Source organism: Methanoculleus sp. UBA291, assembly GCF_002499755.1.
GTDB lineage: Archaea > Halobacteriota > Methanomicrobia > Methanomicrobiales > Methanoculleaceae > Methanoculleus > Methanoculleus palmolei.
The window spans coordinates 1-11,640 of sequence record NZ_DANC01000011.1; the positions used below are offsets into that span (position 1 = coordinate 1).

The window sequence follows — 11,640 nt, forward strand, 5'->3', positions numbered from 1 at the left end:
CCTCTTTCAGCGCTCGCCTCACGGCTGCAGGCACATACTGTTCCTGAACGACGTTAAAGGTCCAGCCGGCGACCTCTCTGCCCTGAACGGCCTGCACCTCTTGTTCATGCTCGGCATCCCGGGAAAAGTACGTATAGACGATGACCCGGTTGTTCTGGGGATCAAGCTCCCACTTCCGTACGCCTCCAATCTGCACGGTTTTTCCCATTTCCTCTTTCACTTCGTCCGGCAACTCATCCAGCGTCATATTCGCCGCATCCAGCGCCCGCCTCACGAATGAGGGCACATAGGGTTCCCAGATAATGGTAAAGGTCCAATCGCCGACCCGCCTGCCCTGAACAACACTCAACTCTTTTTCATGCTCTTCATTCAGGGCGGGGGACGCATAGATGACGACCTGCTTGTTCTGGGAATCAAACTCCCACGTTCGGATAATATCTTCAAACTGCACGGTGTTTTTCAGTTCTTCGGTTACGTCGCCGGGCAACTCCTCCGGCGTCATATTCGCCTCTTTCAGCACTCGCTCCACGGTGCTCGACCGATACCAGGATGCCTGGATCTCCTGGGCACGCTCCAAGATCTCTTTCGATGTCATGTTCCTAACCTCCGGTACTTCTTCAGATCCCTCGTTCGGCGTTTCATTCCGGCTTATATTCCCGGGCAGGTTCGACTCTGTCGGCGACCCTTCCGGCGTCACGTTCCCGATCTCCGGACGGGTGTCCCCGTCCGGAAGGTGCACGGCTACGATCAGCGCTCCTGCGCAACAGACGACTCCGATTGCGACAACAGCGGCGATGATTCGTGCAACGGACCTTGCCATTCTTCCTCTCACTCCGAGGTGATGGCGCCGTTTTCACCAATCAGAAATACCGCTATAGGTGACTCTGGCTTATAGTCGGGGAGAGCACAGGTCATCACTCCGGTTATCTCGTAGATCGTCACCTTCGTATCCTCGGTTTTTGTCCCGTAGGGCATCTGCCAGTTCCCGGGCCTGATATCCAGGTTGCCAAACTGGTAGAACTTCCAGCTGGAGAACTCCTTCATCTTGCCTCCCAAAAACTCGGCGCAGACCGCATGGCTGAGTCCTTGTTCGCTATTCTTGACAAACGTCAGGTAGAAGTCCAGGTCGAAGGTCCCCTCGATGTAGCAGTGCTCGGGGCAACCTTCCCTCTCCATCCAGTAGCAGCCCGCCAGTGTCTGGAGATGTGCGAGGCATTTCCGGGTCCGGGCATACCGCATCATCATGTTCTCCTGGCATTCGGCGCTGTACCAGGACCCCGAACCGCCCCCGCAGTCGGGAAGCCCGTGGCGGGAATAACCGATCATGAAGGGCAGGTACACGCCTGCCGACAAGTGGCAGTCCCCATCCTGGGGGACGTGCCGGTGAGCGGCAGAGGTTTGAGTGTCAGCCTGATATGTGGGCTTTTCTTTCTGTTTCATGTGTGTTCCTCCATTTTTTTGGAAGGTACCCGGAGGAACACGGAACCGCAACGGCTATCCCCGATGGGAGCCAACAGCCCTAATGCCCTCCGGGCACATTGTGGGAGCCGGGGTACGATGGCAATCGAACTTCCCGGCCCCCGCGGGATACTACCGTTCAGACATCCACGCTGTTCTATCTGAATGGAACCCGTGCCTCTCATCTCTATAACTCCCGCACGATCGGTGCGACCAGGTCCCGGAACTCCCTGCGATCACGCGATGTGTCCCAGACACCGGTTTCATTCTCCGCCCGTGTGATGATCATCGTCTCCGGCCGGTCCTCGAGATCCAGAAAGAATATTGCCTCGTTTACAATGATCTCCTTCGGCGATCCGTCGACGATGTAACTCGTCTCGCATGTTGTTGAAACCGGGAAATGCATCGCGACGTAGGTGGCGTTCCGTTTCATGGCGTCCAGTTCCTCCCGGGAGAACCCTGTCTTATACTGGGCAGAGATACACCGGATCTGCTCACGGCACTCCGCTTCGAGGGCAGAATATCGCGGGTCTTCCGGATAGAGGAGGGTACTCCCGCCCCCGCGAGCGTGGACTTCAATGAACGAAATCTTCTCCCGGGGGGCGTCCGTCGGCCGGGCCGTCTGGTTCTCCGGGACCGTTTCCGGCAGCACCGGTGCGGCAACCAGGATCAGTGCAGCTGCGGCGGCACAGGCGATGACAATATACAAGATCTTCTTCATGGACTTGCTCCAAAAAAGGAAAGGAGGCCGGGAGCGGTCACTTGACCGCCGGGATCTCCTCCCTGAACTCGGGAGACGCAGGGACGTAGCGGACGAAAGTGGTCTCCTCCCCGGTCTCGTCCTGCACCTTGCCCGTGAAGATGTAGACCGGGACAAGATGGGAGGGCTCCCTCGTCGCCGTGGCCTCGTAGTAGCCGAGTTCGATCCCGGCGATATCCGCGCTCCGGCCCTCCGCCACTCCGGCGGCTTTCAACTCTTCAAGTGCCTCCTCCGGCGTTACGATCGCCACCTCCTTCTCCGGGGCGTAGTCCCTCCAGAGTCTGTAGACGTTCAGGATATCCCCGCCGCCGCCGATCTCGACCGTCAGTTTCGAACCGACAACCGGCCGGCCGTCGATCGTGCGGGAGTAGGAGACCGAAATCTCCTCGTAGGCGGTGCCGATCCTCTCGCCCTTCTCGTTGTATCTCGCGATCTCTTGATGATCGACGCCGGACGGCGTTGCATCGGGGGGCAGCAGCCCCGTCTTCTCCAGGTACTCCGTCGCGAGCCGAACCGCTTCATCGTCCGAGGGGAGGGTCTCCGGCAGATCCTTGTCGTTCGGGTTCATCCAGCGGGGGATATCGATCAGGACGACGCGCCCCGACTTCAGATGAACCTCCAGCGAGTAGGGGTCGTCGGAGAGCACCAGTTGATCCTGAGATTCGCGTACCGTCCCTTCGAGGCCCATCTTCTCCGCCATCGAGGAGACGAGTTCCGTCGTGACCTCCGGCTTCACCACCCGATACAGGACAACCGCTTCAGGAGTCGACGGGAACGCAACGGAGACGGTGCAGGTGAGGTTTGCGGCACCCGCCGATTTCATGCCGCCCGGCAGGTCGGAATGGTTCCCCGGAAGAGGATCGGCAGGCGTGCGGCCGTCTCCGAGAAGCAGGGGTATGCCGGCGGCGCAGATGACTCCCAGCAGCGCCAGGATACCGATACTTACCCAGATCAGTTTTGTGTTCATAGGATCACCTCAGCACTGATACTTGCTGTAGAGGAACGACGTTCCGGGCGCCCCCTGGCTCCCGTGGCCGTAGACATAGTCGGACCAGCATCTGTCGCGGGCAAGGGCCGCCGCATACGTGGTCGAAGGTTCGGTGTCTTTCGCCGCCACGAACCACGCCGTGGTGATCGGCTGGACGGTCCACGTGCCGACCAGCCGGTGTACGAAGACGGAACCCCTGTCCGTGACATCGTAACAATTCGTATGGAACCCGGTCATCGAGTGCAGGCCATCGAATGCGCTGTACCAGTTTGTGTGCCGGTCTTCACGCAGAACACGGCAGGCGTCGAGAGTGATCCAGTCCATCTGCGTATTTCCCCACAAAGCGTCGTTGTAATGCAGTTTGAAATCGTCCTGGCTGGTACCAAACGCAAATCCTGAACCGTCATCGTATCCGTGGCCTGAAAAAAACGCGAAATGCGCCTTATCCGCGTAAATATAATCTATACCGTTCCCGGACTTGCTTGGATCTTTCCAGTGTCTTTCCAGGGCCTGACCATCGCCATAGATATAGTTGCCCCACCAGGATGAGTCACCACCGAGCTGGTAGTAAAACCCCTGCGCGTTTTCATCATTGTGGTCCAGGTCTCTAAAATCCGGGTTACTGCTGTAATTGTTCACCCACTCTGCGTAACAGTAATAATACGCGCCCGCAGGCCCCACCACGGCGCTTGCCAGCAGCACGCCTACGAGTAGAGGGAGGAGCCGTATCTTGACTTTTTGTTTCATTCATTCTACCTCCAAATTCACGTGCCGGAAAAAAGCAGAACCGCAACGGCTATCCCCGATGGGAGCCAACAGCCCTAATGTCCTCCGGGCACAGTATGGGAGTCCGGGTACAGTCCCCACGACCGGGCCGGACTCCCGTGGGATACCGCGTGCGGCTTCCCCGATCGAGACGTCGACGTTCCTCCATATACCTTTTCTGTGCCAAACCCCTAATCGTCAGAGCGCCTGAAGGCTCCGGAACGGTGGAGACCGGCGGAACCGCCGGCATTTCAGCCTGGGGCCGCGGGATTTCCCCCAGGATGCCTGCGAGAGATGGCGTGCACGCGTTCTTTGCTGGCCGACCGCCTGGTCGTCACCGGATATCTATCCGCATGAACTTCACGTATGCAGCGGCGAAGAATACGCACGGCAGCGTGACGAGTGCAACGATGTTCGCCCATATTCTATCGAGAATTTCGTCCAGGCCAGGCTGTGTCTCCGGCGGCCCCTCGGTGAACGAGTAGGGATTGTTGTCCATAGTCATGGCGATCTTCGGGTTGGTGACGGCCGTTGCGGCCTTCTGGTAGTTGACGTTCGGGGAGAGCAGCGAGATCAGCGACGACGCCGCGGCCCGCTTCTCCCAGTACGACTGCATCTCCCGCTCGTACTGCTTGAATTCTTCCGGATCGACATTCATCGCGGTGTACGGAGTTTCCTGGGCCCCGGCTGGCTGTTCGGGAGGCGGACCGGCAATCGTCTCGGCGGCCGTCCATCCGAAGATCGGTATCGCCGACGCGATGAGCAGAAAGACGATCAGCGTAAAGATAAGGGCCGTTCCGCTGTCCGGCGCGACGGTGGACATCAGGAGAGCCAGCGAGAAGTAGGTCAGAACAAATATCGTAGAGACCACGGCGAAGACCAGGATTGCACCCAGTTCGTCCATGGTGGGTACGATGCCCATAACGAGGAGGATGGCGACCGATACCGCGACCGTCGCACCGAGAGCGATTGCCAGGGCCAGAGCGCTGCCGAGTGCTTTTCCGTTCACGACCTCGTCCCGGTAGACCGGGTGAGAGAGGAGAATCTTGAGCGACCGGGTCTCTTTCTCTTTGGAGACGAGGTCGAACCCCATGGCGATGCCGAGGAAGACCCCGAACATCACGAAGTAGTCGGCCATCTTCGTGAATACCAGCAGGGGCGACGGTTTCTCGGGCATATACCCCGGGGCGTCGGAGGAGACGGACTGCATCCGTTGTGCGTATGATGCGAGCATATCGCCGTACTGTTCCGCGCCGTCGTGGACGCCGATCGCGGAGATGATCAGGAACAGCGCAAATATGCTGAGGAAGCGCCGGCTGGTCACCTGGTCGACGAACTCTTTCTGCAGCACGACGAAGAGGCCGGACGTCACGGGCCGCCGCCTCCGCCCGTATGTCTCGTCCCGGATGGCGGGGACCGGGTTTTCGGGGCGGCCCCGCATATCATCGGAAGATACCGGATTGTTGTCATTTTTCATTCCTGAGGCAGATACTATCGCAGGTCGATCCGCATGAACCGTGCATAGGCGACGGCGAGGAAGATCGCCGGGAACGCAACGAGACCGACGATATTCTGCCAGAACCGGCCCAGCACATCTTCGAGACCGGGTTTTTCCGCAACGGCTTCCCCGTCCCCGCCGCCGGAATGGAGGGACCTCAGCATCTGCACCATCGTCTCATAGTTGCCGTTGGGGCTGAGCGCCAGAATGGTGTTCTTGACGCCGTTGTACGCCGCGTAGCGGCTGCTCCGCTCCTCCAGGTACTGCTGCACCTCGTCCGGCGTGGGGTTGTCGCCGGGCCACGCCGGGTAGGGGTAGGAGCTGGCGGCGGAGTTCGCCGCATCTTCTGCAGCGACGGGCACAATCACCGAGAAGAGGATGAAGATCGCCATCGTCCAGGCGAGCGCCCGGCCGCCGTCTTCGCTGAACGCGGAGAAGGCAACGGCGACGCCGAAGTATGCGAGCAGGTAGAAGACCAGGGCGCCCCAGTAGAGCGCCACGATCGCCGCATCGTACGGCGTGACGGTAAGCCCGGCGACGAGCGCCCCGGCCAGCACCAGGAGGTACGGCACGGCGGATGCGAAGACCAGCACGGCGGTGCCGCCCACGGCCTTGCCGGTGATGACTTCGTCGCGATAGACCGGACGGGAGAGGAGCGTCCGGAGCGACCGGGTCGTACGTTCTCCCGAGATGAGGTCGAACCCCACGGCAATCGCAAGCAGCGGGCTGAAGAGGAGGAACGAGCGCCCCATGATACTGAGGATGGTCCGCAGCACCGGCGCGGGGGGCGAGGACACGAGCGGCGATGTAGTGAGGTGTTCGGAGTGCGCCGTCATCTCCAGAATGGCCAGATACTGCTCCATCTGGTGCGTGTAGCTGGCAAGGCCTTGCTCCAGGGCAAGGAGAGTCAGGATGCCGAGGAGCGCGAGCACCAGGAGGAACGTCCGGTCGGTGAGGTGGTCGGCAAACTCCTTTCGCGCGATGATTGCCACACGGGAGAGGTCGATTCTCATCGGCGCATCACCGGACATCCATCCTCTGGAACGCCAGGTAGGCTATCCCGAAGAGCACGAACGGCGCCGTGAAGAGCACCAGCGCGTTCTGCCAGAACCGCGCGAGGGCGTCCGTCGGGTGTGCGGTCCCGTCGTAGGGGAGGTGCGTTATGTGCCCTTCGAGGAACTGATAGGCGGTGAGCCGCGGTTCAAGGGCGCTCTTTGCAACCAGTTCGTAGTTCCACTGCGGGGAAAAGGCCGTTACGACGCTGTTCAGCAGGTCGAGCCGGGTCTGGTAGTCTCCCCGCTCGTCGGGGCTCGTGCCCGGGAGAGGGGAACCCCCGACAACGACGTCCTTTGCAACCGCGCCCGCCGTCGGGACAAGGGCGGTAAAGATGAAGAACGTCACCAGCGCGCACAGGAACGCCTTCCCGGTCCGGGGAACCACCGTCGAGATCGTCAGGGCGAGGCTGAAGTAGAACGCCAGGAACGCAACCGTTGCGAGCGCAAAGAGCAGGATCGAGACCAGGGCGTCGGTGTCGGGCACGATCCCGTCGACGAGGAGGATTCCCAGCGAGACGGCAAGCCCGGCGAAGACGAGCGTCGCCAGGGCGAGAAGTCCCCCCAGCGCCTTGCCGGTGATGATCTCGTCCCGGAAGACCGGCCGGACGAGGAGCAGTTTGAGCGAACCGCTCTGCCGCTCCCGCGAGACGAGGTCGAACCCCATGGCGATCGCCAGGATCGCCCCGGTGGTCGAGAGCGCACCGGGGAGACGGGAGTAGACGTCCGCGGCGCTCGGCGGGCTGGAACCGAACTCATCGACGATACCCCCGGGGTGGACGACGGGACCGGCGGCGTATGCCTCGGCCGTCGCGTGGTAGCCGCCGAGACCCTCCTGGAACGGGAGGAGGCAGACCACGACGAGCAGGGCCGCAAAGACGAGAAACGTCCGGCTCGTCAGGTGGTCGGTAAGTTCCTTGCGGGCCACCGTCAGGAGGCCGCTTTCGGCCGACCGGTTGTTCCGGATTGGAGAGGTTTTGTCACCGTTCATGGTCTCGCGCTTTGTGGGGGGCGGAGGGGCCGCAGGTTACGGGAAGCAGCGGCACCGCACCAGACCCGCCGGCCGTCACATTATGGCACTATGGTCCAGCCGTCCTGATTAAACCAACTCTTCGATACAACGCCGTTCTCGACCAATGCACGGTAACTCCGGGCCTGATACTGTCCCGCTTCGGGCTGAGCCGAATCGGACCCGTACGTCCCATAAGCACCGGCGTTATCCAGGTTGTAGTAGTGCTCCATGGGGGTGCTCTCAACGTGGTCGCTTGGCGACGCACTATTCGGTCGATACCAGAGGTTTGCCTGGATGTAGATCTCATCCATCACCTCTGTCACGTGGGTCTCGGCGTAGTAATAAATTCGAGTCGGATCCGTATCTTTTTCCGACGTTGTGAAGTCATCTGCAGAGTACGCACTCACCGCAGGCACGGCAACCATGGCCGCAAGCAGCAGGGCCATGAGCACGGGCCTGATATGTGGACTTTTTTTCTGTGTCATGTGTGTTCCTCCAGTTTTTTGGAAGGTACCCGGAGGAACACGGAACCGCAACGGCTATCCCCGATGGGAGCCAACAGCCCTAGTGCCCTCCGGGCACAGTATGGGAGCCGGGATTTGATACCAGTCAAGCACCCCGGCCCCCGCGGGATACCGCATGCGGTATCACCACACGAGACTGTGTTGTTATCCTATATACCGTTTCTAGGACAATCTTCAACTCTATCAGGCGCCCGGCGGCCTCCGAAGGGAGAGATGGGCGGACCCGAAAGATACCGGGGCCGGGTCTTCCGATGCCGCTCCGGAACGCCGGCTGCAGGGGAGCGCGCGCCCGCCGTCACGAGAGGCGTCCGGCATTGTGGCGAACGCCCCCCGGATCTGGAAAACAGAGGGTACAGAAAGGCCCTTTGTGGAGGAAAATATCATATACGACCTCCGGTCCAGGTAATTCTCATGCAGGAGACCGGTTCGTTCATCATGGTGCACCGGAACCGAAGAGGTTCGCGGTAACTGTTCGGGTGTTCTCTCAATACACGGGAATAACTGTCGGTAAGGGTATATTGCACGTACCGCCCCACCCTCTCAGATGTTACGATGCCCAGGCTCTCCAGGTGTTTCAGGTGCACATAAATCGTGGCGTTGGACCGGTGCGCCTCCTTTGCGAAGTCTGCGGTGCGGGCACTCCGGTTCAGATAGAGCCGGGTTATGATCCTCCTATAAATGGCGTTCTCCATCGCGATGATAAGGGTCTCTTCCTCGGTCGAGTAGTGCTGGTCTGCGCTGAAATAATGAAGCCTTCCCTTTTCCGGCACCGACTTCAAAAGACCCCCGGACTCCAGCTTTTTTATGTGGTACTCGAGCGTCCCTCTTGCGATGGGCATTCTTCTCATCAACTCTCTGAGATGCAGCCCCGGGTTTGCCCTGATGAAACTGAGAATCGCGAGCCTCCGCTGGCTGTCGAGAGCGTTCCCCCTGTGGATTCGCGTATACCCGAGGTACCCAACGGTGGCCTTTAACGGAATGAGAGTCTCGATCGGGGCCGCCGTCAGCTGGGGAAACAGGCACAGCAGCAGGAAGAGCCAGAACGGTATCGGTTCGCACTCCTGCACCGTCTCGCCCGACATAGAAGTACCGGGCTCCTTTCCGATATTTTGAGAAGGCCGGACCGTGTATTCGGTGGCATCGGCAACCGCTACCAGCAGCACCGAAAAGAGGATCGAGAGGGTAAGCAACCGGAGAAGCCTGCCCGGTCTAGTGCTGGTAGAGGGCGAGGGTGTAATTTCTCTGGGAGGATATCTTCTCGCCGTATACATCGAACGTCCAGGTTCCCTGGTCCACATGATTGCCATCCGGGTCAATGTCTATATGTATCTTGCCATCCGTCATTCCGTCGCTACTGTCGCGGAATGTACCGATCTTGCTCCCCGACGGGGCGTAGACGGTCAACGTCAGGGAGTCGGAGGTTGAGCCCCAGTCCAGGTACACCTCAAGGCACGCAACCCCGTCTTCGACATAAAACTGGTGCTTGTTGGTCTCGCCCTGCTCGATGCTGTCGGAGATCCCCTGGGTCGTCACCGGATCGTCCGATGTCGAAGGGCGAACGGTGTATCCGCCCCCCTCCGTTGCCGCCGCCGGGGGCACGGCAAGGAAGGCAACGACGAGCAGCAGGGCGAGAGTCACGCATTTGCTCATTGCCGATGCCATGCATGGATTATTGTGATCCATGTTTATGAGTTTTATGGGCCAAACATCAATTCTATTCTCGTCTTTCTTGCCTTTTTCCCGGAGGCGACAGCACCCGGGTCTCATCGCGGCCATATTGCGCCCACCGCTGCCGCATCTGAAGAGATCGGTGTGGGACGGGGCCGCTCGCCAGTCCCGCGCGCGGCGGACAGGGGGAGGGAACTCCCTATCGGTAACGACGATTGACCGACGGTTTGCTCGCTATCTGATGGCGATCCGGTGAGGTACGCCTGGCCGGAGGTGATGTCATGTACGGGATCTCAGGGCGTTATTGTCGCTCTTTTTCGAAAGAGCCGGGTGAAAAATCGGTTTTTGGCCCATAACTGATTTATCCCGGAGCGACCAAGAGAAAGATTGTGGGTGCCGCGTGCGACGCCTGCAACGGTGCGGAGGTTCACCCGGCCAGCAGGGAATCGGATGGGTGAACGTCCCGCATGCCCGGAGGCAACAGGAATGTACGCATTCCAGGTACTTAACCTGTGTGCCTCTCCTGCCTCCGGTAAACAAGAAGGAGTTGAAACACCTGAAAAGAAAAACTGGAATGCAGGCATTCTCCCTGCTCCTGGCACTGCTGCTGGTGAGTGTTGGAGTTGTGCCTATTGCAAGCGCAATCGAAACCGAAGGCGCCGGGATCGATCTTGACCGGTACGCACCTCCACAATTGAATGCCGACCCATCGATCGAGACGATAGCCATCTCCGAGGCGTTAAGCCCCCGGGCGGAGCAGCGCATCACGGACGGTCGGACAGAAGGGGGGATACCGTTCGGCTCGATCATTGTCCACGCAGCCGACGGGATCACCCGGGTGTTCGACGAAGACGGGAACCAGTTGCTCTCGATCAACGACGAACAGTCCGGAAAACTGCCCACACCGGCAGGCGTTGAAAAATCCTGCACCCGGCTGCATCAACTCCCGAACGACGCAAGGGTGTATCACCAGGGAGATCAGACCCTCGTCCTTGATGCCGCCGGAGAACTGATCCTGACCGTTATCGACGAAACCGCAGCCTCCGGTCAAACCGTGGCGCCGCTCGGGTGGACCGGTAATGACTGGATAGAATCGGCGGAAGATGAACCAGACGCCGATATCACCGAGTATACGGCATACTGGAAGGTTCCGTCCGGCCCGCCTTCGGGCCTTGAGGCTAATGAGAGGATCTACCTCTTCAACATCATACGGGGGACTGCCGGGTCAAAGAGATACCTGTTGCAACCGGTAGTGTGCTACAACGGGTCCACCCACCAATGGGAGGGGCAGGCCTGGGCGGCATGCAGTCCCGACCTTAAGGATAGTTACTATGGGCCCCTGTTCGACACCGCCGCCGGGCATACGATGAGGGGGCGCATCTACCGGGCCGACGATCTCAACCTCTGGTCTATCACCATCTACGACCATACAACGGGTCAATATAGCTCGCTCTCGACGAACTGCATGCAACCACAGCCGGGGTGCCTCGTCGCCTGCGCCCTTGAAGGCTGGCGTATCGACGACAATGACGATGTACCGAGCGATACGCTCTTCTATGACATGGAATACAGGAGTTATGGAACGCCCATGAGCATCAGCCTGGAGCCATGGTATTCGACCGAGGTTCCCTCCGAGATCATGCGGTACTGCCAGGTGGAGATCATCCAGAACCCGTCACGGGTTCGGCTCAATACTTTCAATTGGTAGTGACAGGATGAAACAGACCCTCTTTCTCCTTTTTGCGCTGGCCCTCCTGGTGTTCGGGGCCGGGTGCACCGACCCGGCGGAGACCGGTATGCCGGAAAACGTCACGCCTACCCCGGCGGTCCTCCACTACGAACGGGGGGACGTCGCGATCCCGATCAACGCTTCCGCGATTCCGGTGAGAGGTTTCGACGTCAACGTCACGGAGGT

Annotated in this window: 11 protein-coding genes and 2 pseudogenes; 2 read left to right on the plus strand and 11 right to left on the minus strand. The window is 59.9% G+C overall.

The genetic code is table 11. The features are described 5' to 3' along the window. From BP737_RS02475 to BP737_RS02525, 11 genes and pseudogenes are all read right to left on the minus strand, one after another. Positions 1-820 (minus strand): annotated as a pseudogene (locus tag BP737_RS02475) (hypothetical protein); the annotation flags it as partial. 8 nt (positions 821-828) lie between these two features. Beyond that, positions 829-1,440, minus strand: a complete 612-nt coding sequence (locus BP737_RS02480) for a hypothetical protein (RefSeq protein WP_292408136.1) — start codon at positions 1,438-1,440, stop codon at positions 829-831. Between the two features lie 205 nt (positions 1,441-1,645). Next, the gene (locus BP737_RS02485) at positions 1,646-2,179 is read right to left on the minus strand and encodes a hypothetical protein (RefSeq protein ID WP_292408134.1); all 534 of its coding nucleotides are present in this window, start codon (positions 2,177-2,179) and stop codon (positions 1,646-1,648) included. A 37-nt stretch (positions 2,180-2,216) separates the two neighbouring features. Continuing rightward, positions 2,217-3,185 (minus strand): hypothetical protein, encoded by a 969-nt coding sequence (locus BP737_RS02490; protein WP_292408131.1) that lies wholly within the window; start codon positions 3,183-3,185, stop codon positions 2,217-2,219. A 9-nt stretch (positions 3,186-3,194) separates the two neighbouring features. Continuing rightward, on the minus strand, positions 3,195-3,953 hold the full coding sequence (locus tag BP737_RS02495) for a DUF6345 domain-containing protein (RefSeq protein ID WP_292408130.1): 759 nt from the start codon (positions 3,951-3,953) through the stop codon (positions 3,195-3,197). A 352-nt stretch (positions 3,954-4,305) separates the two neighbouring features. Next, entirely contained in the window at positions 4,306-5,448 is a 1,143-nt protein-coding gene (locus tag BP737_RS02500) for an ABC transporter permease (protein WP_342685859.1), read from the minus strand. 14 nt (positions 5,449-5,462) lie between these two features. Then, a complete protein-coding gene (locus BP737_RS02505) occupies positions 5,463-6,482 on the minus strand; it encodes an ABC transporter permease (protein WP_342685860.1) in 1,020 nt (339 codons plus the stop codon). Between the two features lie 7 nt (positions 6,483-6,489). After that, positions 6,490-7,512, minus strand: coding sequence for an ABC transporter permease subunit (locus BP737_RS02510; RefSeq protein ID WP_342685861.1), 1,023 nt, complete (start codon positions 7,510-7,512; stop codon positions 6,490-6,492). A gap of 80 nt (positions 7,513-7,592) precedes the next feature. Then, positions 7,593-8,018: a hypothetical protein gene (locus tag BP737_RS02515; protein WP_342685862.1), complete on the minus strand. Its 426-nt coding sequence runs from the start codon at positions 8,016-8,018 to the stop codon at positions 7,593-7,595. A 419-nt stretch (positions 8,019-8,437) separates the two neighbouring features. Next, complete coding sequence (locus BP737_RS02520) at positions 8,438-9,247, minus strand: winged helix-turn-helix transcriptional regulator (RefSeq protein WP_342685863.1); 810 nt, start codon at positions 9,245-9,247, stop codon at positions 8,438-8,440. Between the two features lie 19 nt (positions 9,248-9,266). After that, the gene (locus tag BP737_RS02525; protein WP_292408112.1) at positions 9,267-9,719 is read right to left on the minus strand and encodes a pre-peptidase C-terminal domain-containing protein; all 453 of its coding nucleotides are present in this window, start codon (positions 9,717-9,719) and stop codon (positions 9,267-9,269) included. A 580-nt stretch (positions 9,720-10,299) separates the two neighbouring features. On the opposite strand from BP737_RS02525, the gene BP737_RS02530 reads away from it, so the two are divergent. Further along, positions 10,300-11,433, plus strand: a complete 1,134-nt coding sequence (locus BP737_RS02530; protein WP_292408109.1) for a hypothetical protein — start codon at positions 10,300-10,302, stop codon at positions 11,431-11,433. 7 nt (positions 11,434-11,440) lie between these two features. Further along, a pseudogene (locus BP737_RS02535) lies at positions 11,441-11,640 on the plus strand (hypothetical protein); the annotation flags it as partial.